20 protein-coding genes are annotated in these 23,053 nt (G+C 45.7%); 8 read left to right on the top strand and 12 right to left on the bottom strand.

Annotated features, from left to right (window positions below):
- Positions 1 to 133: 133 nt before the first annotated feature.
- Positions 134 to 1,372 (top strand): uracil-xanthine permease family protein, encoded by a 1,239-nt coding sequence (locus tag A136_RS16210; RefSeq protein WP_017060715.1) that lies wholly within the window; start codon positions 134 to 136, stop codon positions 1,370 to 1,372.
- A gap of 141 nt (positions 1,373 to 1,513) precedes the next feature.
- Here the strand turns inward: A136_RS16210 and upp are convergent, their stop codons facing one another.
- Positions 1,514 to 2,140: a uracil phosphoribosyltransferase gene (upp, locus tag A136_RS16205; RefSeq protein WP_017060716.1), complete on the bottom strand. Its 627-nt coding sequence runs from the start codon at positions 2,138 to 2,140 to the stop codon at positions 1,514 to 1,516.
- 169 nt (positions 2,141 to 2,309) lie between these two features.
- On the opposite strand from upp, the gene purM reads away from it, so the two are divergent.
- Together purM and purN are read left to right on the top strand one after the other, a co-directional pair.
- A complete protein-coding gene (purM, locus tag A136_RS16200) occupies positions 2,310 to 3,350 on the top strand; it encodes a phosphoribosylformylglycinamidine cyclo-ligase (protein WP_017063382.1) in 1,041 nt (346 codons plus the stop codon).
- A gap of 132 nt (positions 3,351 to 3,482) precedes the next feature.
- Positions 3,483 to 4,157 (top strand): phosphoribosylglycinamide formyltransferase, encoded by a 675-nt coding sequence (gene purN, locus A136_RS16195; protein ID WP_017063381.1) that lies wholly within the window; start codon positions 3,483 to 3,485, stop codon positions 4,155 to 4,157.
- 116 nt (positions 4,158 to 4,273) lie between these two features.
- Here the strand turns inward: purN and A136_RS16190 are convergent, their stop codons facing one another.
- Both A136_RS16190 and lpcA read right to left on the bottom strand, forming a co-directional pair.
- On the bottom strand, positions 4,274 to 5,119 hold the full coding sequence (locus A136_RS16190; RefSeq protein WP_017063380.1) for a class II glutamine amidotransferase: 846 nt from the start codon (positions 5,117 to 5,119) through the stop codon (positions 4,274 to 4,276).
- Between the two features lie 67 nt (positions 5,120 to 5,186).
- Positions 5,187 to 5,762 (bottom strand): D-sedoheptulose 7-phosphate isomerase, encoded by a 576-nt coding sequence (gene lpcA, locus A136_RS16185; protein WP_017063379.1) that lies wholly within the window; start codon positions 5,760 to 5,762, stop codon positions 5,187 to 5,189.
- A gap of 329 nt (positions 5,763 to 6,091) precedes the next feature.
- Here lpcA and fadE point away from each other — a divergent pair, with 329 nt between their 5' ends.
- Entirely contained in the window at positions 6,092 to 8,557 is a 2,466-nt protein-coding gene (fadE, locus tag A136_RS16180; protein ID WP_029235127.1) for an acyl-CoA dehydrogenase FadE, read from the top strand.
- 128 nt (positions 8,558 to 8,685) lie between these two features.
- Here fadE and A136_RS16175 read toward each other — a convergent pair whose 3' ends face one another.
- Positions 8,686 to 9,933 (bottom strand): TIGR03503 family protein, encoded by a 1,248-nt coding sequence (locus A136_RS16175; protein WP_017063377.1) that lies wholly within the window; start codon positions 9,931 to 9,933, stop codon positions 8,686 to 8,688.
- Positions 9,934 to 9,942: 9 nt separating this feature from the next.
- On the bottom strand, positions 9,943 to 10,710 hold the full coding sequence (gene dnaQ, locus A136_RS16170) for a DNA polymerase III subunit epsilon (RefSeq protein WP_017060722.1): 768 nt from the start codon (positions 10,708 to 10,710) through the stop codon (positions 9,943 to 9,945).
- 56 nt (positions 10,711 to 10,766) lie between these two features.
- Between dnaQ and rnhA the strand changes: the two genes are divergently transcribed.
- A complete protein-coding gene (rnhA, locus tag A136_RS16165; protein WP_017063376.1) occupies positions 10,767 to 11,231 on the top strand; it encodes a ribonuclease HI in 465 nt (154 codons plus the stop codon).
- Positions 11,232 to 11,329: 98 nt separating this feature from the next.
- On the opposite strand, the gene A136_RS16160 is transcribed toward rnhA, so the two are convergent.
- Complete coding sequence (locus A136_RS16160) at positions 11,330 to 12,112, bottom strand: class I SAM-dependent methyltransferase (protein ID WP_017063375.1); 783 nt, start codon at positions 12,110 to 12,112, stop codon at positions 11,330 to 11,332.
- Positions 12,113 to 12,165: 53 nt separating this feature from the next.
- On the opposite strand from A136_RS16160, the gene gloB reads away from it, so the two are divergent.
- The 3 genes from gloB to A136_RS16145 all read left to right on the top strand — a co-directional run bounded on the left by gloB (position 12,166) and on the right by A136_RS16145 (position 15,252).
- Positions 12,166 to 12,924 carry a hydroxyacylglutathione hydrolase gene (gene gloB, locus A136_RS16155; protein WP_017060725.1) on the top strand — a complete coding sequence of 253 codons (759 nt, stop codon included), beginning with the start codon at positions 12,166 to 12,168 and terminating at the stop codon, positions 12,922 to 12,924.
- A 70-nt stretch (positions 12,925 to 12,994) separates the two neighbouring features.
- A complete protein-coding gene (locus tag A136_RS16150; protein WP_017063374.1) occupies positions 12,995 to 14,569 on the top strand; it encodes a LysM peptidoglycan-binding domain-containing protein in 1,575 nt (524 codons plus the stop codon).
- Positions 14,566 to 15,252, top strand: coding sequence for a YIP1 family protein (locus A136_RS16145; RefSeq protein ID WP_017060727.1), 687 nt, complete (start codon positions 14,566 to 14,568; stop codon positions 15,250 to 15,252). The genes A136_RS16150 and A136_RS16145 overlap by 4 nt, the downstream gene beginning before the upstream one ends.
- Before the next feature lie 106 nt (positions 15,253 to 15,358).
- Here the strand turns inward: A136_RS16145 and A136_RS16140 are convergent, their stop codons facing one another.
- The 6 genes from A136_RS16140 to dnaE all read right to left on the bottom strand — a co-directional run bounded on the left by A136_RS16140 (position 15,359) and on the right by dnaE (position 23,045).
- Positions 15,359 to 16,201 (bottom strand): endonuclease/exonuclease/phosphatase family protein, encoded by an 843-nt coding sequence (locus A136_RS16140; protein ID WP_017060728.1) that lies wholly within the window; start codon positions 16,199 to 16,201, stop codon positions 15,359 to 15,361.
- A gap of 61 nt (positions 16,202 to 16,262) precedes the next feature.
- Positions 16,263 to 16,601 (bottom strand): nitrogen regulatory protein P-II, encoded by a 339-nt coding sequence (glnB, locus tag A136_RS16135; RefSeq protein ID WP_017063373.1) that lies wholly within the window; start codon positions 16,599 to 16,601, stop codon positions 16,263 to 16,265.
- 130 nt (positions 16,602 to 16,731) lie between these two features.
- The gene (locus A136_RS16130) at positions 16,732 to 17,055 is read right to left on the bottom strand and encodes a c-type cytochrome (RefSeq protein WP_170791809.1); all 324 of its coding nucleotides are present in this window, start codon (positions 17,053 to 17,055) and stop codon (positions 16,732 to 16,734) included.
- Positions 17,056 to 17,101: 46 nt separating this feature from the next.
- Complete coding sequence (gene tilS / locus A136_RS16125; RefSeq protein WP_017060730.1) at positions 17,102 to 18,436, bottom strand: tRNA lysidine(34) synthetase TilS; 1,335 nt, start codon at positions 18,434 to 18,436, stop codon at positions 17,102 to 17,104.
- Positions 18,437 to 18,560: 124 nt separating this feature from the next.
- The gene (accA, locus tag A136_RS16120) at positions 18,561 to 19,520 is read right to left on the bottom strand and encodes an acetyl-CoA carboxylase carboxyl transferase subunit alpha (protein ID WP_017060731.1); all 960 of its coding nucleotides are present in this window, start codon (positions 19,518 to 19,520) and stop codon (positions 18,561 to 18,563) included.
- A 45-nt stretch (positions 19,521 to 19,565) separates the two neighbouring features.
- Positions 19,566 to 23,045: a DNA polymerase III subunit alpha gene (gene dnaE / locus A136_RS16115; RefSeq protein WP_017063372.1), complete on the bottom strand. Its 3,480-nt coding sequence runs from the start codon at positions 23,043 to 23,045 to the stop codon at positions 19,566 to 19,568.
- Between the last annotated feature and the right edge of the window lie 8 nt (positions 23,046 to 23,053).

Below are 23,053 nucleotides of genomic sequence, written 5' to 3'. Positions count from 1 at the left end.
CTTAGATGGATATAAAACATCACTAAGATAAATAAATTTGATCTATTTGGTGTAGCAATCGATTGCCAAGTGATAGAATCCCGCGAATTTTATTTTTCGCTTTTCATATAACGACCATTTTTAAGGACATAACATGAAAAATGCTCTGCAAGGTGCGCAAATGCTGTTTGTAGCATTTGGTGCGCTTGTATTAGTGCCGCTACTGACTGGACTCGATCCCAACGTTGCACTGTTTGGCGCAGGTATCGGTACCCTTTTATTCCAACTTATTACACGCCGTTCAGTGCCAATCTTCTTAGCGTCTTCTTTCGCATTCATCGCGCCTATCATGTTTGGTATTCAAACTTGGGGTGTAGGTGCAACCATGGGAGGCCTTATGGCGGCGGGTGTTGTGTATGTACTAATGGGCGCGTTAATTAAAGTTCGTGGCGTTGGCTTCATCCATAAACTGCTTCCACCAGTCGTTGTTGGCCCTGTGATCATGGTTATCGGTTTAGGCCTTGCGCCTGTTGCGGTTAACATGGCGCTAGGTAAGACAGGCGATGGTGCGGTTCAGCTTGTTGATGCAGACGCTGCCCTGTGGATCTCTTCAATTTCACTGTTAGTGACGATTGTCATCAGTGTGTTTTCAAAAGGCTTCCTTAAGCTACTGCCAATCTTCGGTGGTATTGTTGCGGGTTACATCACCAGCTTGGTATACGGCGCGGTAGACTTCACTCCAGTAGCGCAAGCATCTTGGTTAGCACTGCCAAACTTCACAACGCCAGAGTTCAACATCAACGCTATCTTTTTTATGGTATTTGTCGCGATTGCACCTGCCGTTGAACACGTAGGTGATATGCTTGCGATATCTAACGTGACCGGTAAAGACTACCTTAAAAAACCAGGTTTACACCGCACTATTACTGGCGACGGTGTGGCAACAATTGCCGCTTCAATGCTGGGCGCGCCGCCAAACACTACGTACAGTGAAGTAACAGGCGCAGTAATGCTTACCAAAGCATTCAACCCTGTGATCATGACTTGGGCTGCAGTCACAGCCATCGTTCTTGCATTGGTTGGCAAGCTAGGCGCACTACTTCAAACGATTCCGGTTCCTGTAATGGGCGGAATCATGATTCTACTGTTTGGCTCTATCGCAACAGTGGGTCTTAACACGCTAATCAAAAACAATGTTGACCTACACAAATCACGTAACCTTGTGATTGTGGGCATTACTTTAGTCTTTGGTATTGGCGGCATGGCCTTTGGTATCGGTGACTTTAGCCTACAGGGCGTAAGCTTGTGCGGTATCGTTGCGATTCTACTTAACCTAGTACTTCCAGAAGAGCTAGGTGACAACACTGTGGTAGATAAAGCTCAAATCGATTAATGAGTCGGTAAGGCTAGATTCCAAAGAATCACAACCTAACAAGATCAAAAAAGGGAGAGCATCGAATGCTCTCCCTTTTTATTAATACGGTTAATTCAGCGAGTTAAGGAACTGTTTAGAGTCACTTAAGCTGAAACCGAATTACTTAGTACCGAAGATCTTATCGCCAGCATCGCCAAGACCAGGAACAATGTAGCCCTTGTCGTTTAGCTTCTCATCGATTGCAGCCGTGTAAAGCTCAACATCTGGGTGCGCTTTTTCTAGAGCAGCGATACCTTCAGGAGCAGCAACAAGCACAAGAATCTTAAAGTGCTTACAACCTTTCTCTTTCATCAGGTCGATAGTCGCGATCATAGAACCACCTGTCGCAAGCATTGGGTCTACCACTAGAGCAATACGCTCATCGATGTTAGATGCAAGCTTGTTGAAGTATGGTACTGGCTCAAGTGTTTCTTCGTCACGGTAGATACCAACAACGCTGATACGTGCACTTGGGATGTGCTCAAGAACGCCGTCCATCATGCCTAGACCAGCACGTAGGATTGGCACTACCGTTACTTTTTTACCTTTAATTTGGTCAACTTCTACTGGACCGTTCCAACCGTTAATCGTCACACGCTCAGTTTCAAAGTCTGATGTCGCTTCGTATGTTAGAAGGCTACCCACTTCTGTCGCTAGCTCACGAAAACGCTTAGTGCTAATCTCACCTTCACGCATCAGGCCAATTTTATGTTTTACTAGCGGGTGTTTCACTTCAACAACTTTCATTTCCAACTCCGGCAATATTTAAACAAACCTGTAGATTATACACGAACTCTAAGGTTATTTCAGAATCTTTATTCTAATAAAAAAAACCGCGCAAACGTTTGCTCTTCATATTCAAGCCCTGTTAGAATAGCGCCGTTTTCACATCCAACTTAAGTTCGAGGACTATCCCGTGAGTGGTAATACTTCTTCTCTAAGCTACAAAGACGCTGGTGTTGATATCGACGCAGGTAATGCACTAGTAGACCGTATTAAAGGTGCTGTTAAACGCACTCGTCGCCCTGAAGTAATGGGCGGTATTGGTGGCTTTGGCGCCCTATGTGAACTTCCAACGAAATACAAAGAGCCAGTACTTGTTTCAGGTACTGATGGTGTTGGTACTAAACTTCGCCTTGCTTTGGATCTGAAAAAACACGACACCATTGGTATCGACCTAGTGGCAATGTGTGTGAACGACCTAATCGTTCAAGGTGGTGAGCCTCTATTCTTCCTAGACTACTACGCAACAGGTAAGCTAGATGTAGACACAGCAGCAGACGTTGTTTCTGGCATCGCTGAAGGTTGTGTTCAAGCTGGTTGTGCACTTATCGGTGGTGAAACTGCTGAAATGCCAGGCATGTACGAAGGCGACGACTACGATGTAGCTGGCTTCTGTGTTGGTGTTGTAGAAAAAGCGGACATCATTGACGGCACTAAAGTAGCAGCAGGCGACGCACTTATCGCTGTTGGCTCAAGTGGTCCACACTCAAACGGTTACTCTTTAATTCGTAAAGTCCTAGAAGTTTCTGGTGCTGATAAGAGTGAAGAACTAGAAGGTCGCACTATCGGTGACCACCTACTAGAACCAACTAAGATTTACATCAAATCGGCACTTAAGATGATTGCAGAGCATGACATTCATGCTATCTCACACATCACAGGTGGTGGTTTCTGGGAAAACATCCCACGCGTACTTCCTGAAGGTACTAAAGCAGTCATTGATGGCAAGAGCTGGGAATGGCCTGCTATCTTCAACTGGCTACAAGAGAAAGGTAACGTGGAGACATTCGAAATGTACCGCACTTTCAACTGTGGTGTAGGCCTAGTTGTTGCTCTACCTAAAGATCAAGCAGACGCTGCTGTTGAACTACTGAAAGCTGAAGGCGAAAACGCTTGGGTTATCGGTGAGATCGCAAACGCTGAAGCTGGCGAAGAGCAAGTTGAAATTAAATAAGTGATACGCTCACTTACTTAGTTAATCAATGAGGACCTAATGGTCCTCATTTTGCTATTTAGCCCGCAGAAAACCTTAGTTTATGTAGGTACATTGTAAACAATTCAGTTAATCAATCGTATGACCCACTCTATGAAAAACAATCACTCAAATAAAACCAGTCACTCTAATAAAAACATCGTTGTGTTAGTTTCAGGAAGCGGAAGTAACTTACAGGCAATTTTGGATGCCTGTGATAACAATATGATTGATGCTTCAGTTAAGGCTGTCTTTTCAAACAAAGCAGAGGCTTTTGGATTAGAACGAGCGAAAACCGCAGGTGTTGACGCACATTCAGTGAATCCAAAAGACTTTGGTTCACGTGAAGAGTTCGATCATGAATTGATGATTCAGATTGATGCATACCAACCCGATTTAATCGTACTTGCGGGGTACATGCGTATCCTGAGTTCAGAGTTTGTTCGTCACTATTCCGGTAAAATGGTCAACATTCACCCTTCCCTGTTACCTAAATACCCAGGCCTACACACCCACCAGCGTGCCATTGATGCACAAGACAAAGAGCACGGAACTAGTGTCCACTTTGTTACTGAAGAGCTTGATGGGGGTCCTGTGATCTTACAGGCTAAGGTACCGGTATTTGAAGATGATGATGCTGATATGCTGGCAAGCCGAGTGCTTACCCAAGAACACTGCATTTACCCTATGGTCTGTAAATGGTTCGCCGAAGATCGTTTATCAATGCTAAATGGGCAAGCTGTCTTAGACGGTAAGGCATTAGGTAAACACGGTTACGCAGAAGAGTAATTCGTCAAACGACTCTCAGACAACAAATTGCTGAAAAACAAAAAGGCCGCTTACTGACTGGTTAGTGCAGTAAGCGGCCTTCGTTTGTTCGGGTTCAAGCAATACGATCTACAGCATTAGCTTAATGGCTCTGTCGGTGCTTGGCTCGCTACCTTTTTCGGCGCATAAGCAACATCTTCTAACGCTTGATGGTTGTTGCCAATCAGCTCACCAAAATGAAACAGTGCGTATTCGCCCGGCTTCATTCTAAACCACTGTTCATTGTCCGTAAGAGGTTGAGTTGCTACCACCGTCACCACATCATTTGGCGTAGTCTCTTCTTGGAAGTTTATCTCAACATCTTCATCAATCAGGCTCGCATTACCAAAAGGTGCGCGTCTGGTTATCCAGTACAAATGGTTAGTACAGTAAGTCATCACATACTCACCATCACTCAATAACATGTTAAATACGCCTTTCTCGCGTAGCTTGTCACAACACTCAGCCACGAAACGAAACATGCCTTCCATGTCTTGAGGTGGTTCAGGAAAACGTTCTTCTAGTTGTTTCAGTAGCCAACAAAAAGAGAGCTCACTGTCCGTTTCGCCGACAGGTCTAAAACGCCCACTCACCAGATCATCGTAATCTGATAATTGACCATTGTGAGCAAAGGTCCAATATCGCCCCCAAAGCTCACGGGTAAAAGGGTGTGTATTTTCTAGATTAACGCCACCACGGTTGGCTTGACGGATATGACTGACAACAGCTTGGCTTTTAATTGGGTAGTTTTGAACCAACTCAGCGATCTTAGATTCACAGCTCGGATTCGGATCTTTGAAGGTACGAAAACCCTTTCCCTCATAAAAGGTAATACCCCAGCCATCACGATGCGGGCCAGTGTTGCCTCCACGCTGCATAAGACCAGTAAAGCTAAAACAAATATCAGTTGGCACATTCGCGCTCATACCGAGCAATTCACACATGGTTTAATCTACTCCCTATTAAAACCAATGGAGCCAAAAAGCTGGGCTCCAAATGTCTGTAAAACTATTATTCCATCTCTTTTTCGACAAGCTGAATCACAATGTGGATGATCTTAATGTGAATCTCTTGGATGCGATCTGCGTAGCCAAAGTGTGGTACTCGGATTTCGATATCCGCACAACCCGCCATTTTACCGCCATCTTTACCCGTCAATGCAATCGTCTTCATGCCTTTCGCTTGAGCCGCTTCAATCGCTTTTAGAATATTGGCAGAGTTACCTGAAGTCGACAGACCGAACAACACATCACCTTTACGACCTACCGCTTCTACATAACGAGAAAATACGTGGTCGTAGCCAAAATCATTACTCACGCAAGACAGGTGGCTTGGATCTGAAATCGCAATGCCAGCGTAACCTGGACGGTTTTCACGGTATCGGCCTGTAAGCTCTTCCGCGAAGTGCATTGCATCACAGTGTGAACCACCGTTGCCACAAGAAAGCACTTTGCCCTCTTGCTTGAATGAGTCAGCAATCAGTTTTGCCGCCGCTTCAATTTGAGCGATGTTATGGTCATCACTCAGGAACTTATTCAGAACGTCAGCAGCTTCGTTTAATTCACTTTTGATTAGGTCTTGGTACATAAGACTTATCTCTTATTTTTTTTGACGCAGCTTAAAGTGCGTGAAATGAGAACTGAGGGTTTTCCCCTCTTTATAGCTGAGTTTACCCACAAACATGAAATAGTGTCGACACTTAAGCCCAAAGATTGCCACCTTAATTAACTTGTCGTTGTAAATCCGTCCAAATATTCGCCACCAACCTCTCACAATTAGAACTTTAACTCTATTGAGATCACTTTTTACTCACCTTGGAGTTTTACAAATATTTAATATTTCGTTTACACTTGACTGGTTAGACCTCTTACCTAAAACTTAATAACAATAAGTGATCTCTGAAAAGGAAATCGATCATGAACATATTGCTCTCCCTACTCGGCATGACCGCCATCTTAGGCGTCTGTCTTTACCATAGAGTTAGTCTGGTACGTGCATTAGTTGTATTAACCGGCGCAATGGTAGCATTAACACTGCTTGGCGGCGTGGCTGTTACCGGCTGGCTTTGCTATCTATTAGCCGTTGCGATCTTTGCTGTACCGACCATTCGTCAGACACTGATCAGCCAAAAAGCACTCTCTTTATTTAAGAAAGTTCTACCGGCGATGTCTCAGACAGAAAAAGAAGCACTAGAAGCCGGCACAGTATGGTGGGAAGCAGAGCTGTTCAAAGGCAAACCTGAATGGAAGAAACTTCAGAACATTGCTGACCCGAAACTCTCTGAAGCTGAGCAAGCGTTTTTAGATGGTCCAGTAAATATCGTGTGTGAAATGGTCAATGATTACCAAGTCACTCATGAGCTTGCTGATTTGCCACCAGAAGTATGGCAATACCTGAAAGACCATAAATTCTTCGCCATGATCATCAAGAAAAAATACGGCGGCTTAGAGTTCTCAGCTTACGCTCAATCTTTGGTTCTACAGAAGCTAACAGGCGTTTCTAGTGTATTGTCATCGACGGTTGGCGTACCTAACTCATTAGGCCCTGGTGAGCTTTTACAACACTACGGTACAGAAGAACAAAGAAACCACTACCTGCCTCGCCTAGCGGAAGGTAAAGAGATCCCTTGTTTCGCACTAACTAGCCCAGAAGCTGGCTCAGACGCTGGCTCTATTCCAGATTACGGTGTGGTTTGTAAAGGCGACTGGCAAGGCGAAGAAGTACTCGGCATGCGCCTAACTTGGAACAAGCGTTACATCACTCTCGCGCCTGTCGCGACGGTATTAGGCTTAGCTTTTAAACTTCGTGACCCGGATGGCCTGCTTGGTGATCAAAAAGATCTTGGTATCACTTGTGCGCTTATCCCAACGGATTTAAAAGGCGTAGAGATTGGCAACCGCCACTTCCCACTAAACGTACCTTTCCAAAATGGCCCGACGCAAGGCGACGATATCTTCGTGCCTATCGATTTCATCATTGGCGGTCAGAAAATGGCCGGTCAAGGCTGGCGTATGCTGGTTGAGTGCCTGTCGGTTGGTCGTGGTATCACACTGCCTTCAAATTCAACTGGTGGCATCAAGTCTGCTGCGCTCGCAACAGGCGCTTACGCTCGTATCCGCCGTCAGTTCAAACAGCCTATTGGCCGCATGGAAGGGGTTGAAGAGCCACTTGCACGCCTAGCGGGTAACGCTTATGTAATGGACGCTGCAAGTAACCTAACCGTCGCAGGTATCGACCTAGGCGAAAAGCCTTCGGTTATCTCTGCAATCGTTAAGTACCACTGTACTCACCGTGGCCAACGCAGCATCATTGATGCGATGGATATCGTCGGTGGTAAAGGCATTTGTTTAGGCCCATCGAACTTCCTAGCTCGTGGCTACCAAGGTTCGCCTATCGCGATTACGGTTGAAGGCGCAAACATCCTGACTCGTTCAATGATCATCTATGGTCAAGGTGCGATTCGCTGTCACCCTTACGTACTGAACGAAATGGAAGCGGCTTATTCTGAAAGCAGCGATGCGCTTGATAAGTTTGATTCAGCGTTAGCAGGGCACGTTAGCTTTACGATGAGCAACCTAGTCCGCAGCTTGTGGTTTGGTTTAACCGATGGTCGTGGTTCTGATGCGCCAACACCTTCAAATAAAACAGATAAACAGACACAGCGTTACTACCAACAGCTAAACCGCTACAGTGCAAACCTAGCGCTACTGTCTGATATTTCAATGGCAGTTCTAGGCGGATCACTGAAGCGTAGAGAACGTTTATCAGCAAGACTGGGTGATATCTTAAGTCAACTTTACCTCGGTTCAGCAACGTTGAAGCGCTTTGAAAGTGAAGGCAGCCACGCTGAAGATCTACCGTTAGTACATTGGGGGATGCAAGATAGCTTACGTCAGACTGAAGTGGCGATTGATGAATTCTTAGCGAACTTCCCTAACCCTGTGATTGGTCGTCTGCTTCGTGTTGTGCTAATGCCATTTGGTCGTATCCGTCGTGCTCCAAACGACAAGCTCGATAGCAAAGTTGCGCACATTCTACAAACACCAAGCGAAACACGCTCTCGTATAGGTCGCGGCCAATACCTAGAAGCGACGGAATACAACCCAGTAGGTAAGATTGAAAAAGCGCTAGAAGTGATTCTTCAAGCTGAACCTCTGTTCGACAAAGTCTGCAAAGAGACACATCAAAAACGTGCCTTCTTACGACTTGATCTTGTTGCTCAGTTGGGACTTGAGAAAGGTATCTTAACGCAAGACGAAGCAAATCTTCTGATTAGCGCTGAGGAACATAGACTGTACACGATTAACGTGGATGACTTCTCACCAGAGGAGCTTGCAGCAAAATCTCAGTACCCAGACCAATCGATTGATAACGTCGCTTAAGGCCAGAAAAAGAAACAAAAACGGGACTACTATGAGTCCCGTTTTTTTGTTCATGATTTCGTTGCCACAAATTCCAATGCTTTATCTAGCAGCTTATTCTCTCTAGACAATCTAATCATCTAAGCGAGTTACTTGGGCGCCTTGAGCTGCATCTCAGGTAACGCTTTTTTCTTCGCCTTGACCTTACGAACCACAAACCAAATCAATAAGCCCAATAGAATAGCGACCACATTACCCACCGCAATAATGATCATACTGCGCTGTCTGTCATCTTCACGTTTTTGAAGGATCATAAACTCTGTTGCGATACGCTTCTGTTCAGCAAGAGCTTCTTCTTGAAGACGTCGTGACTCTGCTAAGTCGATATCTTCAACAACGCTGTACGACTGCTCGGTAATTGGAAAAATCAGCGGGCGCTGACTTGAAGCATCAGTGGCATAAACCATCCCTGACCAATTATAAATTCCTAAATCGCCATTATAAGGCACCTCTAAAGCGACTTTCATTGCGTCGACTTCAGCTTGCCCCTGCTTGTACATCACATATTCATCAGGAGCCTTGTGCTCAACATGAACCGCTAACGAGCTCGGTGCGATCATCCCCTGTTCACCAGACACCACAATAGTATGAGGTAAACCCTCTTTTCGTGATTGAATGAAGGTGCTAGTGATCGGTGTTGGGTAAACCAAGACTTCTTGCTCTTGCGCTCGCAGGAACACGCCATTACCAGAGGTAATACGCGCTCGGTATTTACCGGGCTCGATATCAATTGGCAAAGAGACAGTGAACACACCATCTCCGGCCTTTTCATCAAGATCAGCGCCATCATCGGCAAACTCGCCCATCACAACCGGCACCGGGCGCGCTTCTCTCACCAAAGACTCTTCGTTTTCAACAAACTTAGTAAAGGTAACCTTAAGCTTCACGCGATCGAGAAAATCGCGCAGCACCAGTGGCTTGCCATCAGAAGTCAGTCGAGCGGTAAATTTGATGCGCTCTGTTTGATACAACTTATCTGGGAACTCATTAGCATCCAAAACAAGATGAGACAGCAGCTTGATATTGTTCTTAGGGGAAACTTTACCTATCGCTTGCCAAGGGCCGGGCATCGGATTGTCGATAGATATAATGTCCATGGACGACTCTTCGTACCAACGGACATTATCAGCATTGCGCCAAGAGTAGTATTTCTTGCCATCAGGACGAACCAAAACGACAGGTTTAGAGTTATCGGCTCGATAAATCACAAAGGTGACTTGTTCAATACTGGAATCAACTCGAAAACGGTTGTCCAATAAACTCATTACGGATTCTGTTGCCGCATGCAAGCTAAAGCTTAACAGCAATAAACAACCGGTAGCCAATACCCTTAACATACTCTCTCCCTACTGACGCCAGAGGCAGCTTCCGCTTTTCTCGACGAGATCTAAACGACTTTGATGCGCTTCTACTTCATCGGCCGTAGCTCGTAAAACCTTTAGGGATTTTCGACCACTTTCTACTCTTCGTATGCTTTCGGCTTCGCCTTCCTGTTGACCAGCGTTAAATTGCAGCGAAGTTTGGCCACCCGTCATCAATAAGTAGACGTCGGCTAGGATCTCCGCATCGAGTAATGCGCCGTGGAGAGTACGGTGCGAGTTATCAATACCGTAACGGTCACATAAGATATCTAGGTTGTTTCTTTTACCTGGGAATATCTTCTTCGCCATCGCCAAGGTATCGGTAACTTTACAGTAGTCATCCGTTTTACCTATCGCTGGATTAAGCTTCTCAAACTCATAGTCCATAAAGCCGGTATCGAAGGGCGCGTTATGAGCCACCAGCTCTGCACCTTTTATAAAGTCGAGAAACTCTTTATGTATGTCTTGATATTCAGGCTTATCAATCAAGAACTCATCGGTAATACCGTGAACGCCAATCGCCTCTTCTTGAATCGCACGATCAGGTTTTATGTAGACGTGAAAATGACGCCCGGTCAACCTACGGTTGATGATCTCTACTGCACCAATTTCAACGATGCGGTGACCCATATAGTGAGGGCCACCTTCTGTATTCATACCGGTGGTTTCGGTATCGAGTACAACAATGCGCTTATTTTCGTTCGAACTGTTTTTTTCGTTCGTGCTTTGTTCTGGAGTGCTACTGGTATTCATAAGGATAACTGTGTCAGACTATGCCGATAATGTGCTTGAGGTAATAGTATCAAATCATGACGAAACAAGTTGAAATTTTCACTGATGGTTCTTGTTTAGGCAACCCTGGTCCCGGCGGCTATGGCATCGTACTTCGCTACAAAAAAGTCGAGAAGACGCTAGCAGAAGGTTTCACGCTAACAACCAATAACCGTATGGAAATGCTCGCCGCTGTCGTGGCTCTGCAAACCCTCAAAGAACCTTGCTCTGTGATTCTGACCACAGATAGCCAATACGTGCGTCAAGGCATCACACAGTGGATTCATAACTGGAAAAAGCGTGACTGGAAAACAGCCGACAAGAAACCGGTTAAAAATGCCGATCTGTGGCAAAGGCTCGATAAAGAAACCGCTCGCCATAACGTTGATTGGCGCTGGGTAAAAGGACACGCCGGACACAGAGAAAACGAAATGTGTGATGATTTAGCGCGAAATGCAGCGGAGAATCCGACTCTAGAAGATACGGGCTATCAACCAAGCTAATCGTCTTTTTAATTAGACGCACATTTCAGAAAGCGATTTATAATTTCTTAAACTAATTGACAATTTCTCAATCGAATTGATAGATGAAAAGCCGACAACTAATCGGCTTTTTCTGTTTTTAGCGGATATGACGCTTTGGCTGAATCCATTGTACGGCGCGTATTGGTTCTAAAACTTGCCCCAACAGGCGAGAAACGTCGCTTAAGGTGCCAATGTGGTTTGATGGGTTTTAGCGGGTAAGTACGCTTGCGAGCAACAATAAAGTATTGGCTTCCGGCGAAGGATGCACAACCACCTAAGCTGTTCTCCAACCACGTCCACATCGCTTGATACTTACTCATCGGAAACAGCGCGTAGGTGTCACAATGAATTACTTCATAGTTAAGTACACCTAACCAGTCTTTAATTCGACTTGGCGTGTACATACGCCCACTCCAAGGCAAGCTGTTCTTTCGCCAAGGCATCAAACTGGCAAGCCCAGTGACACTGATTGGGTTGAAGCCCGTGATAATGATATAGCCATCGTCCATCATCACTCGGTCGACTTCTCTCAATAAGCGATGCGGGTCATTGCTATAATCTAGGTGATGACTCAGTACTACAACATCAAAGCTTTTCTCCAAAAAGGGTAAATTATAGCCATCCGCTATCACATTATGTAATGGGTTCTGGATATCTAGGTTTACTTGATGTTGAATGTTGCATGTGCAGCTAGAAATCTCACTACTGAGGCCACCGAGCTTGAGCATATGGTAACCAAATAGCTTTGGGCACCACTCATCGAGTCGAGTTTGAATAGATTCTCTCAACCAGTCCCCATTGTGCAATTGCGCCCAAGTGTAAGGACGTTCAAACTTCTTTCTGCTACGTGCTGGCTTCATCAATAATCTGTCTCACTTATTCTGTCGCACTAATAGTGACTGGAGAACCAATAATGTTACATATCAAAAGCATACCTGCATTTAACGACAATTACATCTGGCTGATTCAAAATAGCGATCGCCGTTGTGCTGTCGTCGACCCTGGTGATGCGGCTCCAGTATTAGAGTACTTGGCACACCATGAGCTAACTTTAGATGCAATCTTGATTACACACCACCACCACGATCACATTGGTGGTGTTCCAGAACTCGTTAGACAATTTCCCGGCGTGGATGTTGTCGGTCCAAGGAATGAACCTATCCCTACCTTAACTCATCCGGTCGATGATGGTGATCAATTAGAACTGTTTGGCGAAGTATTCCTCGTCCTAGGGCTCAGTGGCCATACTGCGGGTCATATTGGTTATGTGGGCGATGCCAAACTGTTTTGTGGTGATGTGTTGTTCTCTGCGGGCTGTGGCCGAATCATGGAAGGCACACCACAACAGATGTTCGATGCACTGAATAAGATCACGGCTCTGCCTCAAGAAACCGAAGTTTATTGTGCACATGAGTACACTGCAGCCAATATCGCTTTCGCATTAGCCGTAGAGCCTGATAACCAACATTTGCAGCAATATCGCGACCAAGTGAACCGACTTCGCGCTCAAAATAAGTCGACCATCCCCACAAATTTGAGACAAGAGAAGTTTGTGAACCCCTTCCTGCGCTATACCGAGCCAAGTGTAGTGAAATCAGTGTCTAATCGCACCGAGCAGACCGATCCTTTATCGGTATTCACCGCTTTACGTGCGTGGAAGAACGAATTTTAACAAATACAGACTTGTCACTCATAGGGGGTGGCAAGTATTATCATCGGCCGTTAATTAAAAAGGCTGTAACATGCGAGTTAAGTACAGCTGGGCTTTGGTATTACTACTTTCTGGTTGCCAATTAACTCAGTCAGAGAATCCAGACCAAGCTTCCGAGCAAACCAACACATCTCCTACTAAAGAAGTTTCTCAAGCGAACGTTTCATCAGAAGCAACAGCCAAAGAAGATCAAAAAGTTGAAGCACCTGTCGTTACTCCACAAACACAAGAAGATGTTTGGAAACGCATTGCGATGCAACTTGAAATGGAAGTGCCAGACCAAAAGAAGGTCGACTACTACCGAACTTGGTATCTCAAGCACCCGAGTCATCTAAAAACAGTATCAAAGCGTGCTGAACCTTTCTTGTATCTGATCACGACTAAGATTGAAGAAAAAGGCTTACCACTAGAATTGGCACTACTACCCGTTGTAGAAAGCTCTTTCGATGCGTTTGCCTACTCTCATGGCAGTGCTGCTGGTCTATGGCAATTCATTTCAGGCACTGGCAAAGACTACGGGCTTGAACAGAACTTTTGGTATGACGGCCGCCGCGATGTTGCCGCCTCTACCGACGCCGCATTGGACTTCCTCTCAGATCTTAACCGACGTTTCGATGGCGACTGGAATCATGCGATTGCTGCCTATAACAGTGGTGGTGGTCGAGTAAACAGCGCAATCCGCAAGAACAAGAAGCTTGGCAAGCCAATCGACTTTTTCTCTTTGGACTTACCAAAAGAGACCAGCAGCTATGTACCTAAACTGCTTGCTCTAGCAGATGTCATTGCCAACCAAGAAAAGTATGGCATCGATATTCCGGCGATCCCGAATAAGCCAGTGCTGACTCTGGTTAACCCTGAAGAACAGCTTGATTTAGCCATTGCTGCGAACTACGCAGGCATTCCTGTCAAAGAACTTCAAGGTTACAACCCGGCTTACAACCAATGGGCAACGGCACCAGAGAAACACCAACAACTATTACTTCCTTTAGATTCAGTTGAGAAATTCAACAAAGAAGTCGCTGCCAATAAAGGCAAAGGCATGAAGTTGGTGCGTTACAAGGTTCAATCTGGTGACAGCATTAGCGTACTGGCAAGCAAATATAACACCACCAGCAAAGTGATCCGCTCTGCAAACGGTTTGAGCAACAACAATATTCGTATTGGCCAGCACTTACTTATCCCAACATCCACCAAAGACGACAAGACATACGCCCTAAGCGCCTCAAACCGCCTAGCAAGCACACAGTCGAAGAGTCGTGGTCAATATAAGCTCAGCCATACTGTAAGAAGTGGTGACAGCCTATGGACGATTGCACGCGCAAATAAGGTCTCTCATCAATCACTGGCTAAGTGGAATGGCATGGGACCACGCGACACGCTTAGAGTTGGTCAAGAACTGGTCATTTGGAAGAACGGCTCAGACGGCGCCATCATCCGTACGATCTTTTATAACGTAAGATCAGGTGACACAGTCAGCGGTATTGCATCAAAGTTCAAAGTAAAAAGTACAGATGTTGTAAAATGGAACACTTTGCAGAACAAAAAATACCTACAGCCAGGACAAAAACTGAAGCTGTATGTTGATGTAACTAAGGTAAGTGTATGAACCCGTCAAGTAACCCACTCGTCATGCTGTTGGATATATTCCGTTCGCCAACAGCTTGTTTCTTAGCGCTTTATCAACGAAGTGCTTGGGGATGGCAACCCTACGTCGTATTAATGCTCAGCCCATTTTTGTTTTGGGGTGCTTATTTTTCGAATGTAGATTTTGCATGGTTAAGTGCAGAGCTCTCGCAGCAACTGGCTCAAACGAACCCTGACCAATTGGCGTTACTTGACAGCAATACCTTACTCGCAAGTGAAATCATCAGCGACGTATTTGGCCGAACATTAACCATCGTTCTATTGGCATTCTGGTTTAACCTAGCAACCAAGCCAAGCCAACATCAGCACAGCTTTTGGCGATGGTTTGCAGCGGCATCGGTTGTTATATTCCCAGCTGTTTTAGGTGATGTAGCAAGCTACGCAAGCCTAATACTCAAGCATGGACATGTGATGAACTACGCTGCCGACTTGAACAGCTTAAATGGCTTGATCAAGTTACCGCTAACTAATGATTGGTCACAGTTTGCTAGCTCATTACCACTGCTTCTGCCATGGTACATCGTGCTAGGTTATGCTGCGGTATTAACGTGGACTGAGTTTGAACGCGGGCAAGCGCTTGTGATTTCAGGCTTACCATGGGTTGGCTACTACCTAATCTGGGCGCTCTACATTTTAATCTTTTAAGTAGAAGAGATAAGGCTAGCGAAGACTCTCTAGCCTATTGTTCCGTTAGATTTCCCAAGGTAACCACCGTGCGAATGGTTAAGTTCCAATGACTAATAGCTAATCACTATTTAGCCTTAAAGGTCACTCGCATAGGGTTATGATCAGAAGCGTCCGTAATGGGCGCTTTTGCTTTTTCTACCTCTAGCCCTCGATAGAACACATGGTCGAGCACCAGTCCTGTAATGAACTGAGTTCTGTTATCTGGCTCAAAGGCAACTTCCGTCAAACCAACCTTCTCCAACGCATCTTTCAATACAGCAAAGCGAGCTTCACTCCAGCTATTAAAGTCCCCAGCAAAAATAACCGGCCCACGATACTTTTGCAGATTGTCAGTTAAGCTCTTGAGCTGAGCCTCGTAATCTTCCGTACCAAAGGTAAAGTTCACAGCGTGGATATTAATCACAGCCAGCTCTTCGCCATTGTTTAGTTGGTAACGCGACCAAAGCGCCGATTTAGGCAGTTGAAGCCAAGGTTCTTCATGAGTATAAGCACACGCTTCAATCGGTAAATGGGTTGCTAGGTTGAGTACCCCAGCACTTTGCTCAAAGGCCTCAAACGCATTAACACGTGTGCTTCCCCACTGTCCGCTCATTACCCATTGGCGAAGTCCTTCTGTCATACTAGCTTCTTGCAGCAAGACTAAATCGCTACCTGCCGACAGCTTATTTAACTCACTCTGCCAATTATTTCGGTTTTGCTTGTAGATATTCCACACCGTAATGTCTAAGCCATCAGACACATCAATCGCTTTCGGTGCAGAGTTTTGGTAGCAACTGTAGATGTCGTTACTGGTACTTTGAGAGGAAATGATCAGGTTGGGTTTATTCGGGATCACGAAGATAAAATGAAAACTAACGACAGCAAGCGTTATCAATAACGTGATAACAATGATGGTTTTCTTAAACATACAGCACCCTACCAGAGATGAAAAAGGAGCGATAAACGCTCCTTTTAGGGTAATAGTTTTTTTATACGGCGTCTTCGTCTTCTTCGCCAGTACGAATACGTACCACACGTTCAACTTCAGTAATGAAGATCTTACCGTCACCAATTTTACCTGTTTGAGCCGTCTCAATGATGGTATCAACACATTGGTCAGCCACTTCGTCGGTCACAACGATTTCTAGTTTCACTTTAGGTAAAAAGTCGACCATGTACTCTGCGCCGCGGTATAGCTCAGTATGACCTTTTTGACGTCCAAAGCCTTTAACTTCAGATACTGTCATACCCGTAATACCCACTTCTGCAAGTGCTTCACGTACATCATCAAGTTTGAATGGCTTGATAATGGCTTCAATCTTTTTCATGTTCATCCCTTAAACTGTGCGAATGGCTCATTATCGGTTAGCTATAGTAAACATTCAATGAAAAAAGCCAGAGCTTTAAAGCTCTGGCTCGAAATTTATCATCTTGTTTAATCAGCGCTTTGAGAAGGTTTTACTTAAGGCTTGCGTAGTAAGCGGCTAGATTCGCGATGTCTTCATCACTCAGCATTGAAGCTTGAGCCTGCATTACAGCGGCCAAACCGCCGGTGCGCTGGCCATTCTTATAGGCCTTAATTGATGAAGCGATGTATTGCTCGTTTTGACCTTTAAGGTTTGGATAGCCAGGGATCACTGCGATACCGTCTGCACCATGACATGCCGCACAGATTGCTGCTTTAGCTTGACCCGCAGCAACATCAGCCGCCAGAGCGTTACCACTCAATAGTCCAAATCCAAGAACTAATCCTAGTGTAATTTTCTTCATTGCATATTCCATTAATTATTTTTATTAAAGTGACGGTGAATTGTGACATAAACTTTTTCTACTTGCTCCAAAGCGCTTCACAATCTTGACCTTCGTAGTTTTTATCTACGAATAAGCCTAAAACAGCGATCACTCGATCGCCATCCATTAATATCGGCGTTCTGCGTCTTAACCAACTGGGTACTTGGTACTCTTGAAACAACTTCTTAAGCTTCCTGCTATGACCGCGCCCAACAGGGTGTGCTGACAATCCCTCAGGGTTAAATATCACTCGCAGTGTTCCTCTCGTTGTGTTGAGACTAAAATGTTGCGCATCACAGTGGTTAGATACACCATCACTCGCCGCTGAAGTTAAGTGTAGTTCCCCTAAACCGTCAGGCAAAACTAAGCTCTCTTCCATCGAGATATCACTTTGCCAGTTCGACAAGTCTTTGGTCTCTTTTACGACATGGAGCTGATGATTAAAACGTCTAACCTCAACCTCATTCAACACCAGCTTAGGGTTGGCGTCTGCCTGAGCACATGCCACCTCATCCCATATAAGTTTGAGCTGCTTTTGGCTCGGCATCGGTTGATTACAGCGGCTCAGCCACATTCTTAATAAGCGTGCACGCAGTAAATCAGAGTACTGAGATAATACCTCAATACTTAAGCTGTGCTTCTCAGTCAAAGCTTGTTGTAAGTGAGATTCTAACAACTCATCCAACAGTAACTCTTGCTCTGCACATAGCTGAGCACTACGACTGACCGATTCTCGAAAACTAGGCCAACGCTCGGTCAGTGTCGGAGTGACTTGATGACGAATAAAATTACGGTCAAAGCGAACGTCTTGATTACTCTCATCTTCTACCCAAGTTAAAGCCATATCGCGCGCCGCCACTTCAATATCCGTTCTCGTCACCGACAGCAGTGGGCGAACGATATGAGCACCTGAAAATGGCATCACTTTCGCCATTGAAGAGAGCCCTTTCGGACCACTGCCACGCTTAAGAGCTAACAAGAAGGTCTCGACTTGGTCATCGATGTGCTGGCCTGTCACTAACACATCACCTTGTCTAATATGCTTTTTAAGGGCTTGGTATCGCGCGTCTCGAGCCAGCTTTTCAACGCTTTCTCCACGGCTAATATCTAGCGAGACTCGTTCAATGAACAAGGATACCGACAAAGCATCACACCATGTTTTGCACTGCTCTGCCCAATAATCAGCATTGTTGCTTAAGCCGTGGTGAACATGTACCGCACAGCAATCGATGTGATGGGACTTAGCGAATTGGGCAGCCAACTCTAACAACACTCGTGAATCGACACCACCACTGAAAGCGACGATCAACCGACAAGGCTTAAGCGCGCTTTGATCAAGTACAGATGTGAAGGTATCAATTAAGTGTGTCATGAGGCTAATAAACCAAGAGATCGTGTGTTAAGGGATAATGTTTTAATAATAAAAAAGGGTTGGCACTGAGTCCAACCCTTTCATCATTTGTTCGTATAGCTAGCCTTATCGCTAAGGCAAGTTATCAGCAGTAGCCGTAGCTCATTAGACGCTGGTAACGACGCTCAAGCAGCGTTTCGTTATCAAACTGCTCTAGCTCTTCTAGCTGTTTAACTAACATGTCTTTCATGTTTTGAGCGGTTTGTGCAGGGTCGCGGTGCGCGCCACCTAGAGGCTCAGGAATGATTTCGTCGATAAGCTCAAGCTCTTTAAGACGAGGAGCAATCAGGCCCATCGCTTCAGCTGCTTGTGGTGCTTTATCTGAATCGCGCCATAAGATTGAAGCACAACCTTCTGGAGAGATTACTGAGTACGTAGAGTACTGAAGCATGTTCACGTAGTCACCAACACCAATCGCTAGTGCACCACCAGAACCGCCTTCACCCACAACGTTACAGATAACAGGAACTGAAAGGCCAGCCATCACTTTTAGGTTTTTAGCGATAGCTTCAGATTGACCACGCTCTTCAGCACCAACACCTGGGTATGCGCCCGCTGTGTCGATGAAAGTAATAATAGGCATGTTGAAACGCTCAGCAGTTTCCATTAGCCGTAGCGCCTTACGGTAACCTTCTGGCTTTGGCATACCAAAGTTACGGATCACTTTCTCTTTAGTCTCACGACCTTTCTGGTGACCAATAACCATAACAGGACGGCCATTTAGACGAGCCATACCACCCACAATAGCTTTGTCGTCAGCGTAAGCGCGATCGCCCGCCATCTCTTCAAACTCTGTGAATGCATGCTCCAGGTAATCTTTGGTGTAAGGACGTTGAGGGTGACGAGCAAGTTGAGCTACCTGCCATGCACCTAAGTCACTAAAGATTTTCTGTTTAAGCTCTAAGCTTTTTTTCTCTAGTTGTTCGATTTCTTTGTCTAGATCTACCGCTGTGTCACCACCGTGACGCGAAACGTCACGTAGCGCTTCGATTTTTGCTTCAAGTTCAGCGATAGGCTTTTCAAATTCTAGAAAGTTCAGGCTCATCTATGAATCCTTGTTGATTCAGCTCCGCATTCGCGAAGCTAAATTTTAGTTAAATTCGAGTTCTACTTGGCTATTTCCAAGCAGCTGTTTTAATTCGTCTAGTAATGTATCACTTGGCGTCACACGCCATTCTGTGCCCAATGTTAACCGCGCTCTAGCGTCGGCACGCTGGTAGTATACATTGACTGGGACCGTTCCGGCTCTATAAGGTTCTAAGATTTGACTAAAGCGTTCAAAAAATTGACCGTTAATTTGGGATTGGTCGATAGATATCGACACCCCACGAGCATATTTCTCACGGGCGCTTCCTAAGTCCATGACCTCGCGCGCGGACATTTTAAGCCCGCCATTGAAATCATCAAAGCTGACCTGTCCGGAAACGACCACAATTTTGTCTTTTTCGAGCAATTCTGCGTAGCGATCGAGCGCATCCGAGAACAACATCACTTCCATTCGGCCCGATCGGTCATCAAGTGTCATCAAACCGATTCGCGTACCGCGCTTCGTCGTCATTACTCTCGCAGCAATCACCAAACCGGCAATTGTTAGTGATTGGTCACGACGCGTTGGCGTGGCATCTTTCAAACGACAGCTGGTGTATTTCGCTAACTCTTTGATGTAAGCGTTAACCGGGTGACCCGTTAAATACAAACCAAGCGTTTCACGTTCACCTTCAAGCCAAACCTTCTCAGGCCATTTAGGCACTTGGGTATACTTGTGTTCAACCTCTTCCGGAGCGTCGGTCAACACGCCAAACATATCAGATTGACCAAAAGACTCGGCATGGTGATGTTGACTCGCTGCCTTCACCGCATCTTTCAAAGATGCCATCATCGCCGCTCGGTGAGGACCTAATCTATCTAAGGCTCCGGATAGAATCAACTTTTCGATAACACGTTTATTAACCTTCTTCAGATCAAGACGTGCACAGAAGTCGAATAAGTCTTTAAAGTAACCACCTTTATTTCGCGCTTCAATGATCGCTTCAATAGGGCCTTCACCGACCCCTTTGATCGCACCGATGCCATAAACAATCGCGCCATCTTCATCCACGTTAAAGCGGTACAGACCCGAGTTGATATCTGGTGGTAAAAGCTTGAGCTTCATACGGAAACATTCATCAACAAGGCCAATAACCTTCTCGGTGTTATCCATATCTGCCGTCATTACCGCAGCCATAAATTCCGCTGGGTAGTGCGTTTTCAGCCATAGCGTTTGATAAGAAACCAGTGCATATGCTGCGGAGTGAGATTTGTTAAAGCCGTAGCCCGCAAATTTCTCTACCAAGTCAAAGATCTTCATGGCCAGCTCGCCATCAACACCATTGGCTTCAGCACCCTCTTTAAAGGTACCACGCTGCTTTGCCATCTCTTCTGGCTTTTTCTTACCCATCGCACGACGCAACATATCCGCTCCACCAAGCGTATAACCAGCAAGGATCTGTGCGATTTGCATTACCTGCTCTTGATACAGGATGATGCCGTACGTAGGTTCTAGCGTCTCTTTCAGCGATTCGTGTTGCCACGTTTCATCAGGGTAAGAAACCGCTTCACGGCCGTGTTTACGGTCGATAAAGTTATCTACCATGCCTGATTGCAGAGGACCCGGACGGAACAGGGCTACCAATGCGATAATATCTTCAAAACAGTCGGGCTGTAGACGTTTGATAAGGTCTTTCATACCACGCGATTCCAGCTGGAATACCGCGGTGGTTTCAGAATTTTGTAATAGGTTAAATGACGCTTGGTCATCAAGAGGAATCGACTCGATACGAACCGGTTCTTTCCCCTCTTTCTTCAAACGTGGATTCACTAGGCCTAACGCCCAGTCGATGATGGTCAGGGTACGCAGCCCCAAGAAGTCGAACTTAACCAAGCCAGCCGTTTCAACGTCATTCTTATCGAACTGCGTTACTGGGAAGTTACCTTCTGCGTCGGCATAGATTGGCGCAAAATCGGTGATCGTGGTGGGTGAGATAACAACACCACCTGCGTGCTTACCGGCATTTCGCGTACAACCTTCAAGGATGCGACACTTATCAATCAGCTCACGAACTTCTTCATCGCCATCGTAAAGCTCTGGCAATGCAGGTTCAGCAAGGAATGCTTTCTCTAGCGTCATACCCGGGTCTGGCGGTACAAGCTTTGAAATTCGATCGACGAAACCAAACGGGTGGCCCAATACACGGCCTACATCGCGGATTACCGCTTTTGCCGCCATGGTACCAAAGGTGATGATCTGAGAAACGGCATCACGACCGTACATTTCAGCCACGTGATCAATAACTTGGTCACGCTTATCCATACAGAAGTCGATATCGAAATCGGGCATGGATACACGTTCTGGGTTCAAGAAACGTTCGAAAAGTAGATCGTATTCAAGTGGATCGAGATCGGTGATATCCAAGGCGTAAGCGACTAGAGAGCCGGCACCAGAACCACGGCCAGGACCTACTGGCACATCGTTGTCTTTTGACCACTGGATGAACTCCATTACGATCAAGAAGTAACCTGGGAAACCCATGTTGTTAACAACTTCGAGCTCAATCTTGAGTCGCTCATCGTATTCCGGTCTGCGCTCAGCACGCACTTTTTCATCTGGGAATAGAAACGCTAGACGTCGCTCAAGGCCTTCTTCAGATTTCTTGATCAAGAAGTCTTCAATCGCCAAACCTTCCGTTGGGAAGTTAGGCAGGAAGTACTCGCCCAGACGAACCGTTACATTACAACGCTTAGCAATCTCAACACTGTTCTCAAGTGCTTCAGGGATATCGGAGAACAACTCGCACATCTCTTCTTCGCTACGAAGATACTGTTGCGCGCTGTAATTTTTAGGACGACGAGGATCGACCATAGTGAAACCATCATGAATTGCCACGCGGATTTCATGGGCATCAAACAGGTCTTCAGTTAGGAATACTACTTCGTTGGTTGCAACAACAGGCAAGTCTTCCTGCTCAGCCAGTTCCAACGCAAAGTGCAGGTAAGACTCTTCATCCGGACGTCCGGTACGAATCAGCTCAAGGTAAAAACGATCAGGGAAGTATGTTTTGTAAAACTTGACATTGCTTGCAACCAGTTCACGGTTACCTTTCAGTAACGCTTTACCGATCTCACCTTCCTTCGCACCCGATAGAATGATCAGGCCTTCTGCATTCTCAATTAGCCACTCTTTATCAATAACAGGCTGATGCTGAACATGACCACGAAGGTAGGCTTTTGAGATGAGTAACGTTAGGTTGTTATAACCTTTATTGTCCGTTGCGATAACGGTGAGCTTGGTCAACTCGTCACCGAATTCCGGAGACTGCATCAAGAAGTCAGCACCAATAATAGGTTTAACCCCACACCCATGGGCAGTACCGTAAAACTTCACCAAACCACACAGGTTGGTAAAGTCGGTCAATGCTAGAGCAGGCATACCCATTTCAGCGACTTTTTTAACTAATGGTGGCACCTTGGATAGGCCATCCACCATCGAAAAGTCACTGTGTACGCGTAGGTGAACAAATTTTGGATCTGACATTATTTTTC

Origin of the sequence: Vibrio crassostreae 9ZC13 (genome assembly GCF_000272045.2) — a bacterium.
GTDB classification, from domain to species: Bacteria; Pseudomonadota; Gammaproteobacteria; order Enterobacterales; family Vibrionaceae; genus Vibrio; species Vibrio crassostreae_C.
Note: the sequence above shows the minus strand (reverse complement) of the source record. Positions and strands in the feature narration are given on the sequence as shown.

What these genes read in the sequence shown, in the direction of transcription:
- A136_RS16210 (WP_017060715.1), top strand. Translation starts at nt 134, where the DNA reads ATGAAAAATGCTCTGCAAGGTGCGCAAATGCTGTTTGTAGCATTTGGT.
- upp (WP_017060716.1), bottom strand. Translation starts at nt 2,140, where the DNA reads ATGAAAGTTGTTGAAGTGAAACACCCGCTAGTAAAACATAAAATTGGC.
- purN (WP_017063381.1), top strand. Translation starts at nt 3,483, where the DNA reads ATGAAAAACAATCACTCAAATAAAACCAGTCACTCTAATAAAAACATC.
- A136_RS16190 (WP_017063380.1), bottom strand. Translation starts at nt 5,119, where the DNA reads ATGTGTGAATTGCTCGGTATGAGCGCGAATGTGCCAACTGATATTTGT.
- lpcA (WP_017063379.1), bottom strand. Translation starts at nt 5,762, where the DNA reads ATGTACCAAGACCTAATCAAAAGTGAATTAAACGAAGCTGCTGACGTT.
- fadE (WP_029235127.1), top strand. Translation starts at nt 6,092, where the DNA reads ATGAACATATTGCTCTCCCTACTCGGCATGACCGCCATCTTAGGCGTC.
- A136_RS16175 (WP_017063377.1), bottom strand. Translation starts at nt 9,933, where the DNA reads ATGTTAAGGGTATTGGCTACCGGTTGTTTATTGCTGTTAAGCTTTAGC.
- dnaQ (WP_017060722.1), bottom strand. Translation starts at nt 10,710, where the DNA reads ATGAATACCAGTAGCACTCCAGAACAAAGCACGAACGAAAAAAACAGT.
- rnhA (WP_017063376.1), top strand. Translation starts at nt 10,767, where the DNA reads ATGACGAAACAAGTTGAAATTTTCACTGATGGTTCTTGTTTAGGCAAC.
- A136_RS16160 (WP_017063375.1), bottom strand. Translation starts at nt 12,112, where the DNA reads ATGAAGCCAGCACGTAGCAGAAAGAAGTTTGAACGTCCTTACACTTGG.
- gloB (WP_017060725.1), top strand. Translation starts at nt 12,166, where the DNA reads ATGTTACATATCAAAAGCATACCTGCATTTAACGACAATTACATCTGG.
- A136_RS16150 (WP_017063374.1), top strand. Translation starts at nt 12,995, where the DNA reads ATGCGAGTTAAGTACAGCTGGGCTTTGGTATTACTACTTTCTGGTTGC.
- A136_RS16145 (WP_017060727.1), top strand. Translation starts at nt 14,566, where the DNA reads ATGAACCCGTCAAGTAACCCACTCGTCATGCTGTTGGATATATTCCGT.
- A136_RS16140 (WP_017060728.1), bottom strand. Translation starts at nt 16,201, where the DNA reads ATGTTTAAGAAAACCATCATTGTTATCACGTTATTGATAACGCTTGCT.
- glnB (WP_017063373.1), bottom strand. Translation starts at nt 16,601, where the DNA reads ATGAAAAAGATTGAAGCCATTATCAAGCCATTCAAACTTGATGATGTA.
- A136_RS16130 (WP_170791809.1), bottom strand. Translation starts at nt 17,055, where the DNA reads ATGGAATATGCAATGAAGAAAATTACACTAGGATTAGTTCTTGGATTT.
- tilS (WP_017060730.1), bottom strand. Translation starts at nt 18,436, where the DNA reads ATGACACACTTAATTGATACCTTCACATCTGTACTTGATCAAAGCGCG.
- accA (WP_017060731.1), bottom strand. Translation starts at nt 19,520, where the DNA reads ATGAGCCTGAACTTTCTAGAATTTGAAAAGCCTATCGCTGAACTTGAA.
- dnaE (WP_017063372.1), bottom strand. Translation starts at nt 23,045, where the DNA reads ATGTCAGATCCAAAATTTGTTCACCTACGCGTACACAGTGACTTTTCG.